Source organism: Nitrospinota bacterium (genome assembly GCA_009873635.1).
GTDB lineage: Bacteria > Nitrospinota > Nitrospinia > Nitrospinales > VA-1 > LS-NOB.
This window is the reverse complement of record WAHY01000012.1, coordinates 2,695-26,743: the sequence shown is the minus strand read 5'-3', so window position 1 is coordinate 26,743 and position 24,049 is coordinate 2,695. Positions and strand designations below refer to the sequence as shown.

The following is a 24,049-nucleotide window of genomic DNA, read 5'->3' as shown; positions in this document are numbered from 1 at the left end:
ATTTTTATCGGAGAGATTTACCTTCTGCCTTTGCTTTCTTCAGCTTTCGGGCCTTTTCTCCATCCCACCACCACCATTCCAGGAGGTTGTTGGAAATATTATTTTGAGATGGATTGACTTCGGGACGGCTGAACTTATTCCAATACACTGCCCGATCGTAGGCAATATACCAATGTGGAACTACATAAAACTGGTGGGTGAGAATCCGGTCAAGAGCATGGATTTTGACGATCAATTCTTTTCGGGTTTTTGCTTTAATAATTCCATCAATCAACTCGTCAATAGCAGGATTTTTTATACCCATATAATTTCTAGTTCCGGGTGTCATGGCTGCTTCACTTCCCCACATATAACGTTGCTCATTTCCCGGTGACCTGCTTTGAGGATAGTTTGCCACGATCATGCCGAATTTGAAGTTTCTCAGTCGTTCTTCATATTCTGCAATTTGTACAACCTTAATGTCCAACTGAGCGCCAATTTTTTTTAAATTATTCTTATAAGGTTCTGCGATGCGCTGAAACCCGGGTCCAGCTAAAAGAAGCTCAAACTGTAAACGTTGTTTGCCTTTGGTACGAATTCCATCTGTGCCGACTTTCCAACCGGCTGAGTCAAGAAGGACGTTGGCAATCTGGATATTTTTTGCAGTTGACTGGCCTTGCCCCGGAGCACCTACTGGCTTGCTGAGAGCTGTTTTGGGAACATGGCTTTTATATTTTTTTCTTAAACGTGTGAGGAGGTCTTTGACGTCACCTTGAGGTACTCCCTGGGCTTTCATTTCAGGGTTGTTATCGAAGTAGCATTCATTACGAGTATACTGCCCATAAAATAAATTTTTATTGCTCCATTCAAAGTCGAAAGCCATGGCAACGGCGGCTCGTACTTTGCGAGATTTAAAGAATTCGTTCCTCATATTCATGGCGAATCCCTGCATGCCCGCTACCCGTGTGTGTGGAAATTCTCCACGGATGTAGTATCCCTTTTTGACAAAGTCACCTTTATAGTCCAATGCCCAGTCCCGGGAACTGTTGACCAACTGCATATCGAATTCACCACCTTTGAACGCTTCTCGCTGGGCTACAGGATCTAGGTAGATTTTGAATGTGACCCGGTCAAAGTTATAACGCCCACGATTGACAGGAATGTTTTTGCCCCACCATTTCGGGTTGCGCTTGAAGGTGATAAATTTGCCATATTCGTATTTTTCGACGGTGTAGGGTCCGCTTGCGACGGCTATATCATCGAAATCCGCTCCAAATGATTTGCCCTTGGCACCATAAATATGTTTAGGAAATATCAGCATCTGCCCTGTTATTAAAGGTAGTTCCTGGTTGTATATCGCAAAATGGTAACGGACAGTGTGTTCATTTATTTTTTCAATGGACTTGATGTCCTTGAAATATTCCTTATAGATTGGGTGGTATTCGGGATCCTTAATCAGGTTGAATGAGAAAACAAAATCATCCGCTGTAACGGGATGTCCATCTGAAAACCGGGCCTGTTTATAAATGGTATAAGTCATGGAGAGCCGGTCTTCGGCCAGCTCAACATTTTCTACCAGGTTACCGTATTGTGAAAACGGCTCGTCGTCATCGGCAGAACTGTCCATAGGAGTTTGAAATACCAGTTGCCCGATACCGGGTGCGGTCACACCCTTGAGAGAGGCTGGGTTTAGTTTGGTGAATGCGCCAAAATCCGCCAACACGAGACTTCCTCCTTTAGGTGCGCTGGGGTTAGCGTATTCATAACTTTGTCCGGGTTTGTATTTCAAGTCCTGTGGACTATATAATGATAGTCCATGCTGGGCTGTTGCCCAGGATTGTTGAGCGAGTAGTAATATTATGATGCTGGCTGATAGTAGTTTTGTCATGGTCAAAAGAATTAGTTAGTTTTTTTTATTTTAACATTCCTGTGGGTTCAAGTGGAAACAGGTTTATCAAACTAAAACTTAGCTGAAATGTCTGCGAAATACCTTGAGTTGAGCCGGTCTGAATTGGAGTTGAGAGCCCAGGAGGCCTATGAAATTTATCATGAGTGCCAGGTATGCCCTCATGCCTGCAAGGTGGATCGAACTCAAGGCCAAACGGGTTATTGTGGTCAAACGGATCTTTTGAGTATATCATCCAGTGTCCGGCATTTTGGTGAAGAGCCGCCCCTGGTAGGTACAAATGGAGTGGGTAATTTGTTCGTGACAGCATGTAATATGCGTTGTGATTATTGTCAGAATTTTCAAATTTCCCAATTATGGTCTAAACAAGTAGATAAAATCAGCCCTGAACGGACCTGGCAGAATACGGCTGAGCAAATGCTACTTTTGCAGGAGAAGGGTGTTCATTTTATCGGTTGGGTTTCTCCTTCCCACGTTGTTCCAGGTTTGTTAAAAAGCCTGTCTATTGCCCGTGAAATGGGGCTTACTATTCCCATAATCTATAATACCAATGCATACGATGGCCTGGCTACATTAAAACTTCTTGATGGGGTGGTGGATGTTTATCTCCCTGATTTAAAATATTCGGATTCTGCTAAAGCCAGGGAAATTTCACATATTCATGAATATAAGGAGTTTTCCCAACAGGCGGTGCTGGAAATGTACCGTCAAGTAGGACCTTTGGAATTAAGTGAAGATGGATTAGCTGAAAGTGGTTTGCTGGTTAGACATTTGATACTGCCTGATAATCTTGCTGGAACATGGGAGACGCTTTGTTTTATTGCTCTTGAGTTGTCGCCAAGTGTTCCTTTGAGCCTGATGAGTCAATATCGTCCGGTTCATAAAGTAAATGAGCCTTTGAGTCGCGAGATCACCCGGGACGAATATGAAAGCGCAATCTCCATGGCTCGGGAATTGGGATTTGAGAATTTGTATCTTCAATCTATGGAAACGGCAGTGCATAATTTGCCAGACTTTAACGATAAGGAAAACCCGTTTCCTCTTGATCGTGCCCATAACCAGGACATTGTCAGGACTCAGTAAAGTCAAGATTCCAGTTAAGCCTGTTGTTTATACTTTCTGATCATTTGTTCAAATTATTGAGGCAAAATTAAGGATAAGAGCTTTCTTGTTCTGGAAGCCTTTATTTGTTAATCTTTATCTTTGATCTAGACCTGTTTTTAGGGATAACAATTTATGACTTTGAGAAAAACACGAAAAATTCGTATAGGAAGCCTTGAAATTGGCGGTGATGCCCCGATTGCGGTGCAAAGTATGGCTGCTACACAGACCCAGGATCTGGAAGCGACTTCCAGGCAGATAGAAGTTCTTGAAGCGGCCCAGGCAGACATTATTCGTATTGCGGTCGATAGCGAAAAGGATGTGGCGGCTCTTAAAGTTTTACGCCAACGGTTTCCTGATAGTGTGTGGTCCGTAGACTTGCAGGAAAATTATAAACTGGCACCTATCGTTGCCCCTTTTGTGAATAAAATCCGCTACAATCCGGGACATTTGTTCCATTTGGAAAAAGAAAAAACGATTCGCGAGAAGGTTGAGTTCATCGTCAATGCTGCAAAAGAAAATGATTGTGCCATTCGAATTGGTGTCAATTGTGGTTCTGTGGATCCGGATTATAAGGAACGCTATAAAGAGGATTCGGTTGAAGCCATGGTCAGATCGGCCGTTGATCATTGTCAGATGCTTGATGAGATGGGCTTTGTGAATTATTGTGTTTCACTCAAAGACTCTGAGTCCCAGAAAGTGATTGAGGCCAACCAGAGGTTTGCAAAAGAAAGACCGGATGTGCCTTTACATTTGGGAGTGACGGAAGCAGGGTTGCCTCCAGAAGGAATTATCAAAACCCGTATAGCTTTTGAACAGTTGATTTCAGCTGGTATAGGGGATACGATCCGCGTTTCCCTGACTCTACCTAATGATGAGAAGGGTGAGGAGATTAAGGTTGGCCAGGAAATCTTAAAAGACATTTCAGAAGGACGCTTCCGCTCTGTCCCTGAGAACTTTCTTGATGGATTGAATATAATTGCCTGCCCGAGTTGCTCCAGAGTTGAGAATGACAAGTTTGTTGATCTTGCTCAGGATGTACGGAAAATGACCGAATATGCTGAGAAATATAAACTGACTATTGCGGTTATGGGGTGTCGTGTGAACGGTCCGGGAGAAACTGATGATGCGGATCTGGGGCTGTGGTGCGGCCCCACACGTGTGAACCTGAAAAAAGGAACAGAAACTTTGGGGTCTTATTCTTATGATGAGATTCTGGGGCAATTGAAAAAGGAAATTGATCAGATGATTCAGGAAAAATTTTCTCAGCCTGCTTAGAAAAAAGACTTAATTTATTGACCCAGTACAGTTTAAATTATGGCGCTGGCAAGTTTATATTTTATAAACGGCGAACAGCCGGCCACACATAGTGAAAAGGTTTTAAAATGGAATTTGATGTTGAAGAATTAGAAGGGATGAAGCGAAAATTAAATATTACCATTCCCAAGGATGTTGTCTCAAAAAGGGTGGATGACGCTTATAAGGTTTTGAACAAGCAAGTCAAGATTCCTGGTTTCAGACCAGGAAAAATCCCTCAAAAAATACTTGAGAAGCAGGTCCCCATGCAGTCAATGACGGAAATGTTTCAGGAGTTGATGCAGGAATACTATGAACAGGCCCTTCAGAAGTCCGGGCTAAAGCCTACCGGTCAGCCGGAAATCGATCACTCAGGCATGCAGGATATAAAACGTGATGAGCCTTTAAAGTTTGCTGTGATACTCGATACCAAACCTGAGTTGAAAGTTAAGGATTATAAGGGGCTTAAATTTAAAAAGAAAGAAGGGGTTATCACCGATGCGGAGATTGAAGAAACATTGGAAAAGGTTTTAAGTCGCCATGGTTCAGTCGAGGAAATGCCTGCTGGATATGTGGTTAAGGATGGAGACATCCTTACTTTGGATTTTGAAGGTACTATGAATGGACACCCTCTGGAAAATGGCAGTGCAAGCGATCATGAAATGAGGGTAGGGGAAAAGAAAATGATTCCCGGCTTTGAAGATCAGTTGATCGGTCATGTTCAGGATGAGGAGTTCGAGGTGTCCGTCGTTCTACCTGCTGACTGGAACCAGAAAATGCGCCGAATCAGTTTTCCAATACCCGGTGCTGATGAAAAACAGGAAGATGACCGTGCTATATTTAAAGTCAAAATTAAAAGAATAAGAACGCTTCATCTTCCAGACTTAACAGATGGTATTGCCCAGCGGGAAGGATTCGATACGGTTGATGAACTTCGAAGGGCTATCAAGATTGATTTGCAAGGCCATAAAGAACAACATGAAGAGCTAAGGATTAAAGAAGATATTTTTAATATGCTGGTCAAAGACGCTGAAATTGAACCGCCGGAGTCAGCGATAGAACGAGAATTAAAGTTCATGATTGAAGGCATGAAATTTCAGATTGCACAGTCTGGAATGAAAATTGAGGACTCTGGGTTTGAGCCGGAAAAAGCCATGAAGGAGTGGCGGGAAAAGGCGATCTTTAACACTACCGGTTATATGATGCTTGAGTCCGTTGCCGCTGCTGAAAACATCCATTTGACCCAGCAGGACATGGAAGCTGAATATGAATTGCTGGCTAAACAAACGAAGCAGAAAGTTGAAGAAGTCCAAAAAAGGATTATGGCTAACCCTGATTCGTTGAACCAGACAACCAGTAAATTATTGGGGCAAAAAACCATGAACTTTATTTACTCAAATTGTGAGATTGAGTATTACAAAGATGGTGAAGAGCCCCCAGGCGAACTGGAAAGCTGAAATATTATGAAGTATGTAAAAGTCATGAGTGAAGAAGACCTTCCCATTGGGAAGTCAGCGATCATATCAGCGGGTGAGTCTGAGATTGCCCTTTTTAACTATAAGGGAAAGTATTATGCTGTTGCCAACAAATGCCCACATAAAGGTTCCCCTTTGGGTGAAGGGCGTATTGAAGAAGGCATAGTGATCTGCCCTAACCATGAATGGCGTTTTAACCTGGAAAATGGGGCAAATATGCAGAACCCGGAATTATTTATTCCAACGTATCCGGTCAAGGTCAAAAACGAAAACATATATATTGGCCTGGAAGGAGAAGCCGGTAAGGTAGCTTATGGGAAAAAGGCGTCCAATCTGCCTTCAAGTCTAAAGTTTAATGTTCCCACCATTCAAAAGCCCCGCAATCCGGACGAAGAGCTGGATTGAACCCCATTAAATCACGACAGTTTCGCGAGACGGCATTTATCCTGTAGGATTATCGTCTTCAATCTCGACCCATTTGGGGTCTCCATGGGCTTTATAGTTCTCTGTTCCACAAAAAGTTCCTTCGTGGTAGATGTTCACTTTGAATTTGCCACCGCCATACTTTTCGGTGATGAAAGGAACGGGGTCTTCGATTGCTATAAGTTCAGGGGTTTCAAATTTCCCGATCAGTTTAAACTCCATGCCCATTCCAGAAGGTATCAATGCATAAAATTTAAGGTTGGTGTTAGCTAGGATTTTTTTTAAGTCTTCTTCGCAATCCTCTCGCTTATAATTGGGGCCAACGTTTTGTCTGGCCCGGCGTTTGAGGTAGTCCTCCATCAAGTTATAAAACCACCAGTTTTTTTGCTTGCGAGTGTCGTGGAGAAACGGGTATTCAACAAACCCGTGCTTATTGATAAACGGTTTTTTTGCCATTCGGGCACTCCTAAATTAAGTTGCTCGAGTAATTATATTCAATTGGTATTTGTCTGACAAGCGGTTGAACAGTTAATTATTCTTGGAAAATAAATGAGCAAATATTATAGAAAAAACTACTGGTCGATAGGGTTTCAATCCAGATTGTACGATCTGCTCTCACCAGAGTCTTATTTTGAATCAATGAGACGAGTGGTTGATGTTGTTCCAGGTGGTAAAGGATTAAGCCTGCTGGATGCAGGTTGTGGATCTGGACTGCTTATGAATTTTCTAGCAGACCGTATTTGTCAAGGAATGACTTATACCGGAATCGATGTATTGGACGAAGGAGTAACCAGAGCTTTGCTTCGTGCTAAGAAGTTGGGTTTAGCCAGCCATGTTTCATGTGAACAGTCTGACTTGACTCAGCGATTCACTACGCAAAAATTCGATGTGGTCGTTGCTCATTTTTCACTTTATACATTGGCATCGCATGGAATAAGACAGAAGGTTTTATCTAACTTAAAGTCAGTCATGAACCCGGATGGAGAACTGATTCTTGTAAACCCTTCTGTTGATTATGATGCGGGTTCAATTATTGAGGAAAGTATAAGGTTGGACCGAAATCGTTATGGAGTTTTAACTGGTATTTTTAAACAAATATTTATTTATCCTTTTACAAAAACTATGGGACTCAAGTTTATTAGCAAACAACTCAAATCGGGGAAGTGGAAAGCCTATAGTCGCGAGGAGCTCTCCCATGAGTTGGAAGAAGCTGGGTTCATGGTTGATCATATAGAGAATGTGTATGCTGGAAGTGCTTTTCTATCTAAGGCAAGATTGAAATCCTAGTATCTACAAATATTATACGGGCACACGGGTACCGTTGTTCCGGTAACTGCGATAAACAGCTTTCGTCTTGCAAGCTCATTTGTACCGAAAGATACTTTGGAATTTTTACACCAGGTAAAGCTTGCAATTTGGGCAGGTGAACTTACCTGGTATTTTTCCCTGCACCAAAAATTCCGATGCGAATTTTTCTATTTGGCAATTGTGGTTATATTTAAATATAAGTATAGAGATCAAAAATTCATATAAAACAATAATTTTTCCTTATTTATGATTAAATATTAAAGTAATTCTATGTTCGTTTTATGTAGTATTTTACTGTTTTTGTAATAATTATGAGAATGATCTTATGAGTTACGACATTAATATTCTAATTATCGAAGATCTATTGAAAACTAGGTTTTTTCTACACCGAACTTTAAAAAAGTTGGGTTATACGAACTTGGTTTTATGCGCCGATGGTGAAGAGGCCCTGGAAGAGCTTGAGAGAAGTACGTATGACCTGATTATTTATAACTGGCATATGCCAAAGATGGATGGTCTTGATTTTTTTTAAACTCTTAGCAAAAATCATAAGTTTAATGATATTCAATTCTTGCTGATTACTGCTGAAAAGGAGTGTACTAAAGTAATAGAACCAGCACAAGCAGGTATACGGTATAAAGGAATACCTGGTCAAGCCGGTTGAGCCAGAAAAATTAAGTACCAAAATTAAACAAGTGGTTTTTGGGGGCGCAGCCTGAAAGGATGACCCCCTTTATAAACCATTTCCTACCTCTATAAACCCGCATCTTTTTTAATGGCTTTCGCTTTATCCGTGTTCTCCCAGGTGAAAGACTTTTCTTTTCTGCCAAAATGCCCATAAGTTGCTGTAGGCGTATACCTGGGTTTTAGGAGATCCAGAGTTTTAACAATACCTGCTGGCTTGAGATTAAAGTTAGACCTGACCAGATCTTCCAGAATATCTGGGTTAACGTTATGGGTTCCAAAAGTTTCTACGCAAACAGAAACAGGGTCGGCAACTCCAATGGCGTATGCAAGCTGAACTTCGCAGCGTTTGGCTACTTTAGCTGCAACAAGATTTTTAGCGATGTATCGAGCCATGTATGCGGCGGAACGATCAACTTTAGATGGATCTTTCCCTGAAAATGCCCCGCCACCGTGTCGGGCAAATCCACCGTAGGTGTCGACAATAATCTTTCTCCCGGTTAATCCACAATCTCCATGTGGGCCGCCAATTACAAATCGCCCTGTTGGGTTGATATGGACTTTCATCTTTTTATGTTGCAGTTTTTTAGGAATGACTTTTTGGATGACCTGTTCCGTAATTTCAGACCTTATTTGCTTATTAGACACTCCGGGGTTGTGCTGGGTAGAGATAACCACGGTTTCAATGCAGACAGGTTTGTTATTCTCGTATCTTACTGAGACTTGAGATTTGCTGTCAGGTCTCAAGTAGGGGAGAACACCTTTTTTTCTTAATTCCGCAAGTTTACGTACAAGTTTATGGGAATACATAATAGGTGCCGGCATTAATTCTGGTGTCTCATCAGTGGCATAGCCGAACATCATTCCCTGATCGCCCGCTCCCTGCTCGTGTTTGTAGTCATCTACTCCTTGAGCAATATCCTGAGATTGTTCGTCCAAGGCAACCATTACGCCACATGTTTCAAAATCAAAACCCATATCGGAATGTGAGAACCCGATATTTTTAATTGTTTTTCTAACAATTTTAGGAATCTCGACATAACATTTGGTGGATATTTCACCGGCTATCACAGCGAAGCCGGTTGTGATCATTGTTTCACAAGCAACTCTTGCCTTTGAATCCTGCTCCAATATTGCATCCAGTATAGAATCGGAAACTTGATCAGCAATTTTATCGGGATGTCCTTCGGATACAGATTCTGAGGTAAACAAGTAATTTCCTGGGTTCATTAAAATTTCCTTTGTTCGGAAGGTTAGAAAAATAGTATAAATAAATTTATTTGATTTGATCTTTTAATTCAGGCTGGGTTCAACTTCTCCTCAAAACTAATATCCCTGTCAAAATCTTCGGGAAACCTGGCCCTCATTGTATTGGTGATATAGGATGTGATTTTATCGGGACAGTTCATTTCAAGGACTTCATCGGCTAATTGACGTGCTTCCTCAAGTCGTATAGTCCGGATAACTTTTTTTACTTTGGGTACTGAGTGAGGTTCCATGCTCAAGGCTTCCAGTGTTCCCAGTCCCAATAAAAGCATTGTTGCCATTGGGTCTCCACCAAGTTCACCGCAAATTGAGACTTTTTTACCTGCTTTTTCGGCCGATTGCATAATATTTTTTAAGGATCTTAGCACCGATGGATGAAAAGGTTGATATAAGTGGGCAACATTTTCGTTGACACGGTCCACAGCAAGAAGATACTGGATTAGATCATTGGTTCCAATGCTAATGAAATCTACTTCCTGCAAAATGTGGTCTATACAGATTGAGGCAGCAGGAGTTTCTATCATGGCGCCAACTTCTATCTCTTCATTAAATGGAATTTGTTCATTACGTAAATAATTTTTTGCATCTTCCAGGAGCTTGTTAGCCAGAATGATTTCATTTGCAGAAGAGATCATGGGATAAAGTATTTTTACATTCCCATATAAACTTGCCCTCAATATACCTTTCAACTGATCTGTTAGCAGCTGTGGTTTGGCCAGGGATAAACGAATGCCTCTTAACCCCAGGGCAGGGTTGTCCTCATTGTTACTCTCTAAACCACTAAATTGCTTGTCCATCCCAATATCAAGGGTGCGAATGACTACAGGCTGGTCAGCCATTTCCTGGACAACATGTTTAAAGTCCTCGTAAAGTTCCCTTTCATCAGGCAAGGATGTAGCGGCCAGATAAAGGAACTCTGTGCGGTAAAGCCCAACACCTTCTGCCCCAAACTTGTGCAGACTTTTGACTTCCTGATTTGACTCAATATTGGCGAGTAATTTAATCTGGAGCCCATCAAGAGTTTCTGCTTGTTGATGTATATTGGTTAAAAGCCGTTCTTCATATTTACGGTAGTTTTCCTGTTTTTTAGCATATTGCTCTACTACTTCATCAGACGGCTTAATGATGACTTCTCCATCAATGCCATCAACAATAATCTGGTCACCAGTGTTAATTTTTGAAGTGACTGTCTTAACGCCAGTTATGGCAGGGATACCCAGTGCGGCAGCAAATATTCCAACGTGAGATGTCTTTCCTCCTGCCTCGGTGACTAGCCCTTTAACCAGGTTTCTGGGCATCATTATGGTGTCTGTGGGCGTTAGAGAATGGGTCGCGATGATTACAGGTTCATTAATTTCAGAAAGAGATTCCTGAGAGTGGCCTAAAAGGTTTTTCAAAATAGTTTGAACAAGCAGATCAAGGTCGTCTTTTTTACCTTTCAGGTAGTCATCGTTGATGTTATCAAATAATGTTAAAAAATTTCCTAATGTTTCTGTAAGGGTCCACTCTGCATTAGCTTTAAGTTTCCTGATATTTTCAATGGTGTCATTTACCAGAATATCGTCATCTAAAAGCAGGGAGTAGGTGTCCAGAATTACTGCGTATTTATCGGCAATTTTTTCAGCACGCTTCTTTATTTCTGCCATTTGAAATTTGGTTTTTTCAATGGCCTGTCGAAAACGTTCTACTTCCTTTTCTACTTCAAGTTCGCTTATCTGCCGCTTAATGATGCAAAACTTGGTGGAATCAAGTAGATATGCTTTCCCTATTGCAACCCCTGTTGATACTGAAATACCTTTCATGGCAAGTTAAATAAATTTAGCGTCTTCTTCCAGAAGAAGTGAGTAAATTTCATCCGCGTCTTTTAAATTTAAAATCCCATCTCGTAGATTCTGGTTTTTGAAAATTCTTGAAATTCGAGCCAGTGCTTTTAAATGTTGCCCTGTAGAATTAGAAGGGGCTATAACCATACATACAAAATGAACAGGTTTTTGGTCTAGGGCCTCAAAGTCCACCCCATTTAATGAACGGGCAAAAACCGTAACGATTTGAGAAAGCTCATCAGATTTTCCGTGCGGTATAGCAACATTTTCACCGATTCCAGTGCTACCCAGCTTTTCTCTTTCTATTAATGTCTTGAGCAGTGCTTCCTTGTCCTTTACCAGGTCCTGAGTTTTCAGGAAATCTGTTATTTCACGAAGGACCTCTTCTTTATTGGCTCCTTTTAGGTCAGGAATAATGGAGTCCTTTTTTAAAATATCGGCAATTTTCATATTAATTGGGAGAGGAATATATATAAATTTGGTTTAGCTTTGGCTTTGCTCTTTAGACTGTGCACCTTTTTTAATTCTGAGTGCCTGGGCTTTTTCTCTATGTTTTCTTAACTGTTTTTCAATTTTTGTCAGAGCATTGTCCATAGAAGCGTAGAGATCATCGGTTTCTTCCTTACTGTGTACCGTAAAACCCTTGGATTTTACTGTGACTTCAGCAAAATGCCGGTGTTTTTCCACTGAAAGTGCTACGTGAACATCTGTTTCTTCGGCCAACTCGCGGATGGTTTTATCCATTTTATTTTGTAAATGCTCCCGTATTCCATCTGTGATTTCAATATTGCGCCCCGCTACTGTTAATTTCATCGATCTCTCCCAAAAAATATCAACAACATATATGGTTAATGCACGTTAAAAGGTGCATACGTTACTAAAAGGCAGGTGAAATTAAAACAATTTTTTTCTTTTGCTCGCAGGAGGAATATTAAGTTCTTTTCTGTATTTGGTGATTGTTCTTCTAGCTATTTTAGCATTTTTTATCATCAACTCCTGAACCATTTGATCATCCGTTAAGGGATTATTTTCATCCTCCTTGCTAATTATTTCCTTTATCATGTTTTTTACGCGGATGGATGACATTGAATTGCCCATATAGGATTTGATACCGCTATGGAAAAAGAATTTCAGCTCAAAAACACCCTGTGGAGTGTCTATATATTTATTTGTGGTGATTCTGCTAACCGTTGACTCATGCATTTCAATATCTTTTGCCACATCCTTCAGCACCATTGGTTGTAAATAAGATAATCCATCGTCCAGGAAGTCTTTTTGAAGCTTAACGATGCTTTTACCGACTTTGTATATAGTTTGCCTCCTCTGGTCGATACTTTTAATCAGCCATAATGCCGACCTGTATTTATCTTCCAAATATTCTTTGGTTTTCCCTTCTTTTGTGGTTTTAAGCAGGTTGTGGTAATAAGAACTGATCCTGATATTTGGTACCCCTTCATCATTGAGCATTACATCGTACCCCTCGTCTGTTTTGACCACCACCAGGTCTGGAACCACGTAGTCAACACCCTCTGAACTGAATAGCAGGCCTGGTTTTGGGCAAAAACCTTTGATGATTTCCAAGGCTTCTAATATTGAATTTAAATCTACTTTAAGTTCAGAGGCAACTTTCTGCAGGTATCTGTCTTCCAGGCGCTCTAAATAATTTTCAATGAGTGTTTCAACATAAGGATTCTTTTCTGGAAGGGCACGAGCTTGAATCATCAGGCATTCTTGCAGAGATCTTGCGGCAACCCCTATGGGTTCAAATCCCTGTACAATATTTAGAACCTTCAAAACACTTTCTTCATCGGACTGGCTGATGTCAATGATTTCCTGGAGATCGGCGCAAAGGTATCCATCATTTTGGATATTACCTATTATGCAGGACCCTATAAACTTGTCAGTTTCAGTATCTACGCTTAAATCCAATTGCCACATAAGATGATCGACCAACGTGGCTTCTTTTTTGTAGGTCGCCTCAATGGAGGGTTTTTCGGCATAACTTTCTATCGACATGCCTCTGTCTATGTTGTCTTGAAAATAGTTATCCCAGTCTATTTCTTGTTCTTGGGGTGAAGTGTTTTCTGCATCGGGCGTAAACTCTTCCTTCTCTCCTTCCTGTTCTTGGCTGGATTCCTGCTCTGAATCATCTTCAAGCATTTCTTCGAGTACAGGGTTTTCAATTATTTCCTGTCGTACGAGTTGAGCAAGTTCAAGGCGCGCCAATGGTAGAAGCTTGATGGCCTGTTGAAGCATGGGGGTCATGACCAGCTTCTGGCCCAGCTTCAGGTTCAAATTCATTTTCATTTCCATTGCCATATATGTTTTCTCCTGGCTTAAAATGAAAACTGGTCGCCCAGATAAATTTGTTTTACTTTTTCATCCTGAGCAACATCCATCGGTTTACCTGATGCGATGATTTCACCATTGTTGATAATATAAGCTCGATCGGTAATACTCAATGTTTCCCTGACATTGTGATCTGTGATCAGGATTCCAATCCCCTTTTTTTTCAATTGCGAAATTATTGACTGAATATCTGCCACTGCTATTGGGTCAATGCCAGCAAAAGGTTCATCCAGCAGAACATAAACCGGGGATGTTGCCAGAGCTCTGCTGATTTCAACACGCCTGCGTTCACCTCCTGAAAGTGAATAGGCTTTAGAGTCCTTTATATGGAGAATGTTGAGTTCCCTTAGAAGCGCGCGGGCCTTTTTTTTTCGGTCAAAACTGCCAAGCTTCTGGGATTCAAGCACAGCAATGATGTTCTCTTCAACCGTCAACTTTCTGAAAACTGAAGGCTCCTGGGGTAAATAACTCATACCTTTTTTAGCGCGTTGGTGCATAGGAAAATTTGTAACGTCCTCGTCATTTAATAAGACTTTGCCTTCATCAGGCCTGGTTAAACCCACGACCATATAAAAAGTGGTTGTTTTGCCTGCGCCATTAGGTCCCAATAGACCTACAATCTCTCCTTGTTTGACTTCAATGCTTACCTTCTTGACGACTTTTCTTGTCCGGTAAGACTTGGCGAGGTTCTCAGTTTTAAGGCCAGACACTTTTTTATTTCGGGGAGGAAGGTTTGTTATCGGTTAGTTTAGACTTTTTTTTTGCGGGTTTTTTTTCATTATCATCTTTTGGGAATATTTTCATTCGCACTCTTTCATTGACCACGAACCTGTCTTTTTCCAAAAGAAAAATCATCTCCCGCCCTTCAACCATATCATCCCCTTCCCAGGCAGTGGCTTTTGGGGTACCTGTTAAAATGATTTTTTGCAATTTGTCCAGGTAAACGGCCCTGTCGCCGGTTGCACGTTTTAACCCTCTGGTAATAAAGACATTACCAATAGCAACGATCTCATCTGTCTCTTTTTTATCTTCAGAATTGTAGACCTCCATGATGTCAGAAGTGATCTTTAAGTCGCCCTTATAACTCACCACGTTTCCGGAAAATATTATTTTAACTCCGCCTTGCTCAGATCGCATTCTATCGGATGTGACTTCTAAAGGCTCTTTATCCTGGCTGGATTTTTTTGTGTCTTTATCCTCTGATTTTTGAGCTATGGAAGGTACTGTAATTAACCCTAAAGCCAAAATTACGATAATTCCAATAAGGAACTTATTTATTTTCATTTTGTTTAATTTTCTTCAATTACTTTGTTTGGGAGTTATACTTAATCTTTGCCTCAATCCTTCGGCTGGGCCAACAAGCTTAACATTGCCTTCCAAATTTACATCTTCAGTTGAACTCTTGTAGATACCCGAATCGGCGGAAATGGTATATTGCTTGACGCCTCCTTTATGAATGACCATCACTACATTCTGCATTCTCGTTACATCTTGCTGGTTGTTGACCTGAGCCAAATCCGCTCTGAGTTCCCACTCCTTGATACCTTCATTTTCATGAGTGATCTTAAAGTTCTCAATCTCAACATCAACCCCATCTTCCATTACCTTTACTTTTACGTTGCTAATGTCAATTGATGTGTTAAGGCTCTTGAGATAGTAGAACCCTGCCAGACCAACAACGCTTAAGGCAATCAACAGTAAAACTCTCCTTATCGCATTAACCATTTAAATGTTTATTTTATAATACATTAAAAGTTTATGCAAATGGCATACCATAGGGGCAATGATTGCACATGGATATCCTAAAGTAAAGAAAAAACAGGGAGGGTTCGTGGCTCAGGAAAAAAAGTTTTGCAGGAGAACTCACGTTCTGAATCGCTGATAATTTTTATGTCAATTTCTATTCTATCTTCAATATTGAAAATGAAATTCTCTGGGTTTTGTGGAGAACGTAGTTTTTCAGCCCACTCAACGATAGTGATTCCCTGGTTAAATAAGACTTCCTCAAGTCCCAGTGAATAGATTTCCTTCTGATTATCAATACGATATAAATCGATATGATAAATCGGTAACTTTCCTGTGTATTCGTTGATAAGCGTAAATGTCGGACTACGAATATATTCGTTTTTGTCTAACCCGAGACCGTTGCAGATTCCCTGGGTCAGTCGGGTTTTTCCAGCACCAAGGTCTCCAAATAAAAGAATGATATCTCCTGGAATTAATGAGCTACCGAGAGACTTTCCTAGTTGCAGGGTTTCCTCTGGACTATGCGATATCTTTTTCATTTCAGGGTAAAATGCGTTTCAGGGTATCAGGAAGGGACCTTAATAAGTCACCGGCAATCAGGGTGGTTTGGCTTTCAACTTCAGCAAAGTGATCGCCTGCCAAACCATGCATATAGGTCCCAGCAATTGAAGCTTTTGAAGTAGATAAGCCCTGGGAAATTAATCCTGCTATGATTCCTGTTAAAACGTCACCTGATCCACCGGTTGCCATGCCAGCGTTTCCTGTGGGGTTGATAACGACTGATCCATCAGCTAATCCAATTAAGCTTGGCGAACCTTTTAAAACAAGGTTCAAATTATGATCGCTTGAAAACTTTGAGGCTGTTCCAATACGGTTTTTCTGGATTTCCTCAGTTGGAATTCCGGTTAAACGGGACATTTCTTTCGGATGTGGGGTGAGAACCGTTTCAGGTTTTAACGTATTCAGCCATTCTTTATTTAGCGATATTGCATTCAATGCATCGGCATCAAGAACCAGCGGACATAGAACCTGTGGAAGTATGTCGCCCATTAAAGCAACCGTTTCCGGGTTCGTGGAGATTCCGGGTCCTATGGCAACGACTGACTTGTCCTTCATGAGTTCAAGAATGGCTGCTTTTGCCTGCAACGATAAGGTTCCTTCCCGGGTTTCAGGAAGTGGTACGGTCATTACTTCCATAGGTAGTTTTGCACCCTGAGAGGAATCTGGCAGGGCAAGGGTGCATAAACCTGCGCCGGCTCTTAAAACGGCCAGAGAAGTCAAGCCGGCGGCTCCTTCTTTCCCCTTAGATCCGGCCAAAACGAGAACATGACCATAACTCCCTTTATGGGTATTAGGGTTGCGTTCCGGGAAAAAGCATTTGATGTCATCCTCTTCAGACTGATGAATCTGGATATTCTGTTCTTCAACGGCTTTTACCGGAATTCCAATATCTATGAAGCTTACTTCCTTCATTACACTGGCTGAAGGATGGATTAAATGACTTTTTTTCCAACATGCGAGGGCAAGTGTCAGGTCTGACCTGACATGAGGACCCATTAACTGGCCGCTATCAGAATCCACTCCAGAATTTATATCTACCGAGACCACAAACTTTTTATACTGGTTAATTTTATCAATGACATTTTCCATGAAGCCACTGGCTGGTTTATTCAATCCGGTTCCAAACAAAGCATCGATGATTATGTCGCAGTGACGCAGTTTGTGGTCATGGCAGTTCAAGTCATCAGGATTAATTTCATCAAGTTGCACTCCAATGTTGCGTGCGGAATTGGCATTTGTTTCAGCGTCACCTTTCAACTCGGAATACTTTCCAGCCAATAGAACCCTAACTTCAGAACCCAGGTTGAACAAATGCCTGGCTATGACAAAACCATCGCCACCGTTATTCCCCTTGCCGCAAAAGATAAAAACTTTTTTGCCAGATAGACCCGGAATGCGGTTTTGTAATTCACGGACAACTCCGACACCGGCATTTTCCATAAGTGTTATACCGGGAATGCCAAAACCATCAATTGCATGTCGATCAATTGCCTGCATTTGTGCTGCTGTGACAACAGGGAGCAATATGTTTCTCCTTTATCAAGCTTAAAAAATATAATTATATTTTAATTCTATCCACATATAAACTTTTACACAATTAACTCGAAGACCGGTCGTTGTTATATTTCGATAACTTTAATGTTGTTTTTTATATTAAATTGAAGATAAAGATTAAACAAAAATTGTATAAGGGTAGTCTTGGGACTCTTTTAATGCCATTTCTTCGCGTGTGGGGCTGAGGCCGTTGATCACGCTAAACAGGTGAGGGCAGTCATAGCTTGATTTCTCTTCTTTCTCCAGGGAGTTGAAATGATCGGGGTCAGTAAGAAAGTGTGTGTTAAAAAAATAATTGTTTACAAAGTTACCAAGATATACATCCTTCCCTTTTAACTCTGGAAGATAGGATAATTTCTCCTGTAAATTATCGTGGTTGTAGTTAAAAGAAAACCGCACCAGAACGTCATATAAAAAACAAAAATGATATGTATTCATATGCTGCCAACATGCAGTTTTGTTTAACCCAGACATCAATATATTAAGAAGCTCTTTTAGCGCGTGTAAAGAGTTCATTCTTCCAGCGTGGGGGTAGAACTGCAGGAAGTCTTCTATCCAGTATTCTCTGGGTTGGCGTTCAATAAAAGATAGAACTTCATCTTCCTGATCAAGTGCAACTTCAATGAAATGGAGTGGATCAAAGCTGGCATTGTAATCTGAGTCGGTACTGGGAACCAGTTTTCCGGGTGATGAAGTATCATAAATATTGTTTTTGAAGACAAGCATGTAAAAAATAATGGTATTGGTTTATTTCTAAGCTGCTATATTTTACAGTGTTCCTTTAGTGTATTATTACAATTATTATACCTGAATTTTGGGATTCAATTCGACCCTTGTCCTCCTATAAAAATAAATTGAGATCAGTTGCAAAAAATATCTATTGCTTTGAGGCGCAATCCATTTCTGGCGATGTAATTAGACTTTCAGAATATCAGGGGAGAGTTCTTTTAATCGTTAATGTGGCCTCAAAATGTGGGTTTACGTCACAATATTCAGGTTTGCAAAAGCTTTATGAACAATACCGTGACCAGGGCTTGAGTATTCTGGCTTTTCCAAGTAATGATTTTGCGGCACAGGAACCGGGTGTCGATGAAGAAATTAAGGCTTTTTGTATGAATAAATACAAGGTGTCTTTCGACCTGTTCAGTAAGGTGTCTGTTCTGGGCCCCCAAAAGATTGACCTTTATCAATATTTATATGATTGTGATTTAAAGCATCAAGGCTCAGGTGGGTATCAATCAACTATTTTTGGATGGGTAAAATGGATTTTATACAGGTTGAAAGGAAAATGGGTGCCAGAAAGAAATGAAGCGCAATGGAATTTCCATAAATTTTTAATTGGAAGGGATGGTGCCCCCGTGGCCAGCTTTTTGAGTGAGGTTTCTCCAGATTCCAAATTACTCACACTTAAGCTGGAAGACGAATTAAGGAAATAGTATTTATTGCTGATAAAAGTCAGGTTAATGGGCGTATGGAGGGTTAGGACTTATCTTGAGCTTAATCTCTTCCTCGGTAGGAATTAATCTGTTAATCACCCCAAATAAGCATGGGTCGGTAAGTTTCAGGCTTTTTTTTTCTTCGGGAGACATGTTGTTGAAACGATCAGGGGCCATTAAAAACGCAGTGCCAAAAAAATAATTTTCGAGAAATTGGTCGAAATCTATCCCTTCACCATGAAGTTCAGGGAATAACTCTATTCGTTGTGCTGTCTCAGAGTAGCTATAATCCTCAAAAGTGCCATGCAGACTGTCAAAAAGATATGTCATATGATACGCGTTCATGCCATACCAGTTATATTTATCAACCAGTCCTTCCAGGAGTGACCGGGAAAATGTGTTGACGTGTAAAATGGATCCAAATTGTGAAACATGAGGGAATAAGGTTTTGAAACGTTCGCGACTTTCGAGTTGAGGGAGTTTTTGCAGCCCGTAAAATATTTCCCGGTCAGTGGTGAGTGATTTGAAAATAAATTCACGCGGATTCAGTTTGTGCTGAACATCATTTTCGGGGTGATTGGATTGAGTGGTCGCGTAGATATTTTTTTTGAATACGAGCATAACAGGCCTTAAAAAAAGCTAGTAAAGCAATTCCATACAGGTTTGTCACGAAAAATCAGTTTTGGGGTTTTTTTATGAATGATGATAAAGATTCTCTATGGAAAGAGCTTGGTAACTCTCTTTCAGGTATTGAACTGGATATTTTTTGGAAGATGATTGGCCAGTTCCGCAAAGGACCTTCCAAGGTAGAAAACTGGAGCACAATAATGACTCCGGATTCCAAGAGTCTACTGGATTTTTCCAGCCTCCCATCTCCTGATAACAATCAGACCGCTAGTCATTTATCTAAGCTTGTAGTTGGCAAGCTTAATGGCGGATTGGGGACCAGCATGGGCTGTGTGGGGCCAAAGTCACTGATTGAGGTAAGGAAAAATAAAACATTTTTAGATCTGATCGTGGAACAAATTGATTGTCTGAATCATGAATGGAATCAAAACATTCCTCTGCTGTTGATGAACAGTTTTTACACGCATGAAAAAACCCGGGAACATTTGACATCTCTAAACGTTTCTTCAGAAATAATCGGTTTTCAACAGAATAAATTTCCTCGCTTGCATTCAGATAGTTTGAGTCCGCTTGCTGAGAACATATTTGGAGATCAGGCCTATTATCCGCCCGGACATGGTGATTTTTATAATTGTGTTTTGCAGCAGGGCATTCTGCAAAAGCTGATAAATGATGGCAAGGAAATTCTCTTTATTTCAAATGCAGACAACCTCGGGGCCGTGGTGGATCCTGTTATCCTCAATTATATGTTAGAAAAAAATACCCCTTTCCTGATTGAAATGACTGCCAAAACTCCAGCAGATGTTAAGGGAGGAACTCTTTATCAGCAGGGTGGCAAACTTAAATTGTTGGAGATCGCCCGGGTTCCTGATGACAAGGTTGATGAATTTTGTGACCAGAGTAAGTTCAAGGTTTTTAATACAAATAACATCTGGATAAACCTGGTGGCATTGAGCGAAAGGCTGGACGAGGGGCCGCTGGATTTGAGCGTTCTGGTTAACAGGAAAAATGTTGATGGTGTACCTGTTATACAGCTTGAAACTGCTATAGGATCTGCTTTGGAATGTTTTGAAGGTTCCGTGGGTCTCGTGGTTTCCCGTGAACGTTTTTTACCGGTAAAAAAGACAGATGATTTATTGTTGGTTCAATCTAATCTTTTTGGTTTGAATAATGGCAGGCTGGTTAGGAACTCTCAAAGGAAGTCCGCTTCATTGCCTTTGGTTGAATTAGGTGACAAGTTGCAGAAATTAGAAAACTTTCAAAACTGTTTTCCCGTTATCCCTGACCTGATTGAATTAGAGGAGTTGAAGATTGATGGCAGCGTACGATTTAAAGGAACATCTTCTCTAAAGGGTAAGGTTCATTTAAAGGGTATGAGGGAGGAGTTGATAATTTCTGAAGGCGAGCATTTAGCCAATGAAAGTCGCCAGGACTGACTGGAAAACATCCCGGGAATCAGGCTTTATTGTTTGTTTATATAGGATATATTCCTATATTTGCATAAGAACTATTGCCGATCTGTTTTTTTGGTACTATATTGGGTGTGATTATATATTATTGTATTTAAATGGTTTATTGCGGATTTGGGAAATAAAGATTGACATGGTTTAAAGCATAAGTATACTTCTGATGAAAACCGGCAGTCGATCTTCATTGAGTAGAATTTGTCCTACTTTTCGGGTTTTCTGGCGGTTCCAAATGTTCTTTGAAAATTATTTTTGTTCTAAATCGGGAGGGGGCTGGTTCCTTAAGGAATTTGCCTCATTTAGAATATTTAGTAGGTAAACGTTTGTTAACTAGGGTAAGGGAGGATTTACAATGAAGAAACTCGCTATGGTTTTAATTGTTACTGTTGCTTCTTTTTGTCTAACAAGTACTGCATTCGCGGCGGACTTAGCACCAGGTCAAACAGCTAAGTGTAATAATGCTAAGTCCATCACACTAGAAAACACTGGTGGTGGGGATATTGATCGTGGTGAAGGAAATGCTTCTATATGGAAGTCTTCAAATTTCACGACAGTACCTATTAGTTTGAGCCCGAATGCGAATAACGGTTTTCCTGGTAACGGCGGCGGAGCTGCAGGCAACGCAAAGGTACATATGTCCAGTAAGCATTCAATGGGAGCTAAAAAAGTAGTACTGTCATCACAACCAGAATTCAGCCGTGGTGACTCTATTGGGGACATCAGTGGCGAAGTTAGAATCACGAATACCGGAACAACCAATCTCAGCGTAAGCTGTGGTTAATTCCTGACAGTTTTAAGGTTAAAGCCGGCCTGATTTTTCAGGTCGGCTTTTTTTATGCTTTCCAGTTCTCAATAATATAGAAGAATTCCACTTGCAAGCGCCAGTCTGTAAATGATAAATGGCATGAGCCCAGCTCTTGCAACAACTTTTAGAAGAAGTTTAATCGCCAACAACCCTACTATAAAGCTTATACCCATTCCGGTTGCCAGATGTATATGGGAATAGGTCTGTTCTGAGTTCGGGTTCATACTGAATTGCATCAATTTGTGCATTCCTGCCGCGAAAATTATAGGTGTGCCCAATAAGAAAGAAAACCGGGTTGCTGAAGTGTGTGAAAGATTGGTGAAAAGACCAGCAACAATTGTGATTCCGGATCGTGACGTTCCTGGAAACAGGGCGACAGCCTGAGCACATCCAATAAACATTATTTGTCGCAAACCTAATTGGTTCAGTTCAGTATTAGATTTTGAGTTACTCGTGCCATATCGGTCTGCTATCAGAAATATTATTGACCAGAATAAAAGATTGAATCCAACAAAAGTGGGGCTTCTTAGGTTAGCTTCAATCCATTCCGCCCCAAACAATCCTGCAAGTCCCGCTGGAATCGATGCAAGGATAATACAACGTGCCAGGTGGTGGGTTTCCGGAGAGCCTGTGGGGTCAAACAGTCCCTTCATAAGATCAGTCAGGTCTTTACGAAAGTAGACGATAATTGCCAGAAGAGTGCCCAAATGCAAAATTGCATCAAGAGCCAGCCCCTGGTCAGCAAAGTTAAATATTATGGGTGTTAAAATCAGGTGGCCTGAACTCGAAATTGGCAGGAACTCAGTAAGTCCTTGAATAATGCTTAACAAAGTTATCTGGAAAAATTCCATTCGTTTATTTGGAGAATTGTTGCTGGCCGGAATACCAGTCGGGAGCGGGCACTGTCATTAAATCGCAAGTGTTGAATTTTCCTAAAAACCAGTACCCTCAAAACTTAAGATCAAGTTTTGGAAGAAACTTTCAATTTTAAAAAACAACATATTTTTAAACATCCAGAGAGATACTACTCCCTGTAAAAGGCCTGAATCAAGCAAAAAGAAATATTGGCTAACCCATGTGAGCAAAGTGTTATTTTAACGAGTCCTTTAGGTTTGCCGGGTTTTATAAATTATGCTATCTTACGCGGGCATCAGCCGGATTCCCCCGGAAGATAATGGGTTGCCTCCTCACAATTCCAGATTGAACAAGAATTCTTTATGCCTTTTTTGAGGCACCTTTATTTTTCTTTTTCTGGCTATAAGTGATTGTGAAATGATTTGTAGCATTTGCCTGACGAATATTTATGAGAGAATTTTCCAGAATTGAGCGCCTTCCTCCTTATGTTTTAGGGATCGTCAATGAGCTGAAATATGAGGCCCGCCGACGCGGAGAAGATATTATTGACTTTGGTTTGGGGAACCCCGATATGGCAACCCCAAAGCATATAGTGGATAAATTACTGGAATCATCGCAGAAGGAAGCGAATCATAGATATTCAGTTTCCAAGGGCATATATAAATTACGCCTTGCTATCACAGACTGGTACAAGCGCAATCACGATGTTGACCTGGACCCGCACTCAGAAGCGATTGCTACGATAGGATCAAAAGAAGGCATTGCGCACCTTGCTCTGGCAATCACCTCTCCAGGTGATTCGGTTCTGGTGCCAACCCCCACTTATCCAATACATACTTATGCATTTATTTTAGCAAACGGAGACGTTGTTCATGTCCCTCTCAGCTCTGATATAGATTTTTTTGATGCCTTGTTAGATGCATTCAAGAGGAACTGGCCAAGGCCCAAGGTGATGGTTATAAATTTTCCACATAACCCAACCACTCAGGTAGTAGAAATAGACTTTTTTGAGAAGGTTGTGGACTTTGCCAAAGAACATAACCTGATTGTGATCCACGATTTTGCCTATGGAGATATTGTTTTTGATGGCTATAAGGCTCCCAGTTTTCTTCAGGTGCCCGGAGCTAAAGATGTTGGAATAGAGTTTTTTACCTTGTCAAAAAGTTATAATATGCCTGGGTGGAGGGTAGGTTTTGCAGTGGGAAACTCTGAAATCATTCATGCTCTTGCGCGTATCAAAAGCTATCAGGATTATGGAATGTTTCAACCAATTCAAATTGCGGCTACTGTTGCCTTGAATGGTCCGCGCGATTGTGTGGAGGAAATCAGGGAAACCTACCGAAGTAGACGTGATGTTTTGTGTGAATCATTAAACCGGGTGGGTTGGGA

General features: G+C 40.9%; 25 protein-coding genes. 10 read left to right on the top strand and 15 right to left on the bottom strand.

The window, feature by feature from the left end; genetic code table 11:
- Window positions 1-4 precede the first annotated feature (4 nt).
- Entirely contained in the window at window positions 5-1,867 is a 1,863-nt protein-coding gene (locus tag F3741_08475) for an ABC transporter substrate-binding protein (protein ID MZG30825.1), read from the bottom strand.
- 87 nt (window positions 1,868-1,954) lie between these two features.
- On the opposite strand from F3741_08475, the gene F3741_08470 reads away from it, so the two are divergent.
- From F3741_08470 to F3741_08455, 4 genes are all read left to right on the top strand, one after another.
- Window positions 1,955-2,968 carry a radical SAM protein gene (locus tag F3741_08470; protein ID MZG30824.1) on the top strand — a complete coding sequence of 338 codons (1,014 nt, stop codon included), beginning with the start codon at window positions 1,955-1,957 and terminating at the stop codon, window positions 2,966-2,968.
- A gap of 153 nt (window positions 2,969-3,121) precedes the next feature.
- A complete protein-coding gene (gene ispG / locus F3741_08465; GenBank protein MZG30823.1) occupies window positions 3,122-4,264 on the top strand; it encodes a (E)-4-hydroxy-3-methylbut-2-enyl-diphosphate synthase in 1,143 nt (380 codons plus the stop codon).
- Window positions 4,265-4,371: 107 nt separating this feature from the next.
- Window positions 4,372-5,739, top strand: coding sequence for a trigger factor (tig, locus tag F3741_08460; protein MZG30822.1), 1,368 nt, complete (start codon window positions 4,372-4,374; stop codon window positions 5,737-5,739).
- A 24-nt stretch (window positions 5,740-5,763) separates the two neighbouring features.
- Window positions 5,764-6,162: a Rieske (2Fe-2S) protein gene (locus F3741_08455; GenBank protein MZG30821.1), complete on the top strand. Its 399-nt coding sequence runs from the start codon at window positions 5,764-5,766 to the stop codon at window positions 6,160-6,162.
- A 36-nt stretch (window positions 6,163-6,198) separates the two neighbouring features.
- On the opposite strand, the gene F3741_08450 is transcribed toward F3741_08455, so the two are convergent.
- Window positions 6,199-6,636 carry a hypothetical protein gene (locus F3741_08450; protein MZG30820.1) on the bottom strand — a complete coding sequence of 146 codons (438 nt, stop codon included), beginning with the start codon at window positions 6,634-6,636 and terminating at the stop codon, window positions 6,199-6,201.
- A 93-nt stretch (window positions 6,637-6,729) separates the two neighbouring features.
- Between F3741_08450 and F3741_08445 the strand changes: the two genes are divergently transcribed.
- The gene (locus F3741_08445; protein ID MZG30819.1) at window positions 6,730-7,467 is read left to right on the top strand and encodes a class I SAM-dependent methyltransferase; all 738 of its coding nucleotides are present in this window, start codon (window positions 6,730-6,732) and stop codon (window positions 7,465-7,467) included.
- A gap of 346 nt (window positions 7,468-7,813) precedes the next feature.
- The gene (locus tag F3741_08440) at window positions 7,814-8,020 is read left to right on the top strand and encodes a response regulator (protein MZG30818.1); all 207 of its coding nucleotides are present in this window, start codon (window positions 7,814-7,816) and stop codon (window positions 8,018-8,020) included.
- A gap of 221 nt (window positions 8,021-8,241) precedes the next feature.
- Here the strand turns inward: F3741_08440 and F3741_08435 are convergent, their stop codons facing one another.
- The 11 genes from F3741_08435 to F3741_08385 all read right to left on the bottom strand — a co-directional run bounded on the left by F3741_08435 (window position 8,242) and on the right by F3741_08385 (window position 18,197).
- Window positions 8,242-9,402, bottom strand: coding sequence for a methionine adenosyltransferase (locus F3741_08435; protein ID MZG30817.1), 1,161 nt, complete (start codon window positions 9,400-9,402; stop codon window positions 8,242-8,244).
- Window positions 9,403-9,470: 68 nt separating this feature from the next.
- On the bottom strand, window positions 9,471-11,240 hold the full coding sequence (ptsP, locus tag F3741_08430) for a phosphoenolpyruvate--protein phosphotransferase (protein ID MZG30816.1): 1,770 nt from the start codon (window positions 11,238-11,240) through the stop codon (window positions 9,471-9,473).
- Between the two features lie 6 nt (window positions 11,241-11,246).
- Window positions 11,247-11,711, bottom strand: a complete 465-nt coding sequence (locus F3741_08425; protein ID MZG30815.1) for a PTS sugar transporter subunit IIA — start codon at window positions 11,709-11,711, stop codon at window positions 11,247-11,249.
- Between the two features lie 33 nt (window positions 11,712-11,744).
- Complete coding sequence (raiA, locus tag F3741_08420) at window positions 11,745-12,074, bottom strand: ribosome-associated translation inhibitor RaiA (protein MZG30814.1); 330 nt, start codon at window positions 12,072-12,074, stop codon at window positions 11,745-11,747.
- A gap of 81 nt (window positions 12,075-12,155) precedes the next feature.
- Window positions 12,156-13,580, bottom strand: coding sequence for an RNA polymerase factor sigma-54 (gene rpoN, locus F3741_08415; GenBank protein ID MZG30813.1), 1,425 nt, complete (start codon window positions 13,578-13,580; stop codon window positions 12,156-12,158).
- 17 nt (window positions 13,581-13,597) lie between these two features.
- Window positions 13,598-14,320, bottom strand: a complete 723-nt coding sequence (gene lptB, locus F3741_08410) for an LPS export ABC transporter ATP-binding protein (protein MZG30812.1) — start codon at window positions 14,318-14,320, stop codon at window positions 13,598-13,600.
- A gap of 4 nt (window positions 14,321-14,324) precedes the next feature.
- Window positions 14,325-14,894: a hypothetical protein gene (locus tag F3741_08405; protein MZG30811.1), complete on the bottom strand. Its 570-nt coding sequence runs from the start codon at window positions 14,892-14,894 to the stop codon at window positions 14,325-14,327.
- 15 nt (window positions 14,895-14,909) lie between these two features.
- A complete protein-coding gene (gene lptC, locus F3741_08400) occupies window positions 14,910-15,335 on the bottom strand; it encodes an LPS export ABC transporter periplasmic protein LptC (GenBank protein MZG30810.1) in 426 nt (141 codons plus the stop codon).
- 77 nt (window positions 15,336-15,412) lie between these two features.
- Window positions 15,413-15,895, bottom strand: coding sequence for a tRNA (adenosine(37)-N6)-threonylcarbamoyltransferase complex ATPase subunit type 1 TsaE (gene tsaE / locus F3741_08395; GenBank protein MZG30809.1), 483 nt, complete (start codon window positions 15,893-15,895; stop codon window positions 15,413-15,415).
- A gap of 1 nt (window position 15,896) precedes the next feature.
- Window positions 15,897-17,441 carry an NAD(P)H-hydrate dehydratase gene (locus F3741_08390; protein ID MZG30808.1) on the bottom strand — a complete coding sequence of 515 codons (1,545 nt, stop codon included), beginning with the start codon at window positions 17,439-17,441 and terminating at the stop codon, window positions 15,897-15,899.
- A 147-nt stretch (window positions 17,442-17,588) separates the two neighbouring features.
- Complete coding sequence (locus tag F3741_08385) at window positions 17,589-18,197, bottom strand: hypothetical protein (protein MZG30807.1); 609 nt, start codon at window positions 18,195-18,197, stop codon at window positions 17,589-17,591.
- Between the two features lie 149 nt (window positions 18,198-18,346).
- Here F3741_08385 and F3741_08380 point away from each other — a divergent pair, with 149 nt between their 5' ends.
- A complete protein-coding gene (locus F3741_08380; GenBank protein ID MZG30806.1) occupies window positions 18,347-18,907 on the top strand; it encodes a glutathione peroxidase in 561 nt (186 codons plus the stop codon).
- Window positions 18,908-18,931: 24 nt separating this feature from the next.
- Here F3741_08380 and F3741_08375 read toward each other — a convergent pair whose 3' ends face one another.
- Window positions 18,932-19,528: a hypothetical protein gene (locus F3741_08375; protein ID MZG30805.1), complete on the bottom strand. Its 597-nt coding sequence runs from the start codon at window positions 19,526-19,528 to the stop codon at window positions 18,932-18,934.
- Window positions 19,529-19,602: 74 nt separating this feature from the next.
- On the opposite strand from F3741_08375, the gene F3741_08370 reads away from it, so the two are divergent.
- Together F3741_08370 and F3741_08365 are read left to right on the top strand one after the other, a co-directional pair.
- Window positions 19,603-20,970, top strand: coding sequence for a UTP--glucose-1-phosphate uridylyltransferase (locus F3741_08370; GenBank protein MZG30804.1), 1,368 nt, complete (start codon window positions 19,603-19,605; stop codon window positions 20,968-20,970).
- Between the two features lie 382 nt (window positions 20,971-21,352).
- Complete coding sequence (locus tag F3741_08365) at window positions 21,353-21,781, top strand: hypothetical protein (protein ID MZG30803.1); 429 nt, start codon at window positions 21,353-21,355, stop codon at window positions 21,779-21,781.
- A 68-nt stretch (window positions 21,782-21,849) separates the two neighbouring features.
- Here F3741_08365 and F3741_08360 read toward each other — a convergent pair whose 3' ends face one another.
- Window positions 21,850-22,656, bottom strand: coding sequence for an undecaprenyl-diphosphate phosphatase (locus F3741_08360; GenBank protein ID MZG30802.1), 807 nt, complete (start codon window positions 22,654-22,656; stop codon window positions 21,850-21,852).
- 452 nt (window positions 22,657-23,108) lie between these two features.
- Here F3741_08360 and F3741_08355 point away from each other — a divergent pair.
- The coding region (locus F3741_08355) for an aminotransferase class I/II-fold pyridoxal phosphate-dependent enzyme (protein ID MZG30801.1) at window positions 23,109-24,049 on the top strand (941 nt) is incomplete at its 3' end.

Excerpts from the sequence above, each read along its gene's own strand:
- F3741_08475 (MZG30825.1), bottom strand. The coding sequence starts at position 1,867 with ATGACAAAACTACTATCAGCCAGCATCATAATATTACTACTCGCTCAA.
- F3741_08470 (MZG30824.1), top strand. The coding sequence starts at position 1,955 with ATGTCTGCGAAATACCTTGAGTTGAGCCGGTCTGAATTGGAGTTGAGA.
- ispG (MZG30823.1), top strand. The coding sequence starts at position 3,122 with ATGACTTTGAGAAAAACACGAAAAATTCGTATAGGAAGCCTTGAAATT.
- tig (MZG30822.1), top strand. The coding sequence starts at position 4,372 with ATGGAATTTGATGTTGAAGAATTAGAAGGGATGAAGCGAAAATTAAAT.
- F3741_08455 (MZG30821.1), top strand. The coding sequence starts at position 5,764 with ATGAGTGAAGAAGACCTTCCCATTGGGAAGTCAGCGATCATATCAGCG.
- F3741_08450 (MZG30820.1), bottom strand. The coding sequence starts at position 6,636 with ATGGCAAAAAAACCGTTTATCAATAAGCACGGGTTTGTTGAATACCCG.
- F3741_08445 (MZG30819.1), top strand. The coding sequence starts at position 6,730 with ATGAGCAAATATTATAGAAAAAACTACTGGTCGATAGGGTTTCAATCC.
- F3741_08440 (MZG30818.1), top strand. The coding sequence starts at position 7,814 with ATGAGTTACGACATTAATATTCTAATTATCGAAGATCTATTGAAAACT.
- F3741_08435 (MZG30817.1), bottom strand. The coding sequence starts at position 9,402 with ATGAACCCAGGAAATTACTTGTTTACCTCAGAATCTGTATCCGAAGGA.
- ptsP (MZG30816.1), bottom strand. The coding sequence starts at position 11,240 with ATGAAAGGTATTTCAGTATCAACAGGGGTTGCAATAGGGAAAGCATAT.
- F3741_08425 (MZG30815.1), bottom strand. The coding sequence starts at position 11,711 with ATGAAAATTGCCGATATTTTAAAAAAGGACTCCATTATTCCTGACCTA.
- raiA (MZG30814.1), bottom strand. The coding sequence starts at position 12,074 with ATGAAATTAACAGTAGCGGGGCGCAATATTGAAATCACAGATGGAATA.
- rpoN (MZG30813.1), bottom strand. The coding sequence starts at position 13,580 with ATGGCAATGGAAATGAAAATGAATTTGAACCTGAAGCTGGGCCAGAAG.
- F3741_08405 (MZG30811.1), bottom strand. The coding sequence starts at position 14,894 with ATGAAAATAAATAAGTTCCTTATTGGAATTATCGTAATTTTGGCTTTA.
- lptC (MZG30810.1), bottom strand. The coding sequence starts at position 15,335 with ATGGTTAATGCGATAAGGAGAGTTTTACTGTTGATTGCCTTAAGCGTT.
- tsaE (MZG30809.1), bottom strand. The coding sequence starts at position 15,895 with ATGAAAAAGATATCGCATAGTCCAGAGGAAACCCTGCAACTAGGAAAG.
- F3741_08385 (MZG30807.1), bottom strand. The coding sequence starts at position 18,197 with ATGCTTGTCTTCAAAAACAATATTTATGATACTTCATCACCCGGAAAA.
- F3741_08375 (MZG30805.1), bottom strand. The coding sequence starts at position 19,528 with ATGCTCGTATTCAAAAAAAATATCTACGCGACCACTCAATCCAATCAC.
- F3741_08370 (MZG30804.1), top strand. The coding sequence starts at position 19,603 with ATGAATGATGATAAAGATTCTCTATGGAAAGAGCTTGGTAACTCTCTT.
- F3741_08365 (MZG30803.1), top strand. The coding sequence starts at position 21,353 with ATGAAGAAACTCGCTATGGTTTTAATTGTTACTGTTGCTTCTTTTTGT.
- F3741_08360 (MZG30802.1), bottom strand. The coding sequence starts at position 22,656 with ATGGAATTTTTCCAGATAACTTTGTTAAGCATTATTCAAGGACTTACT.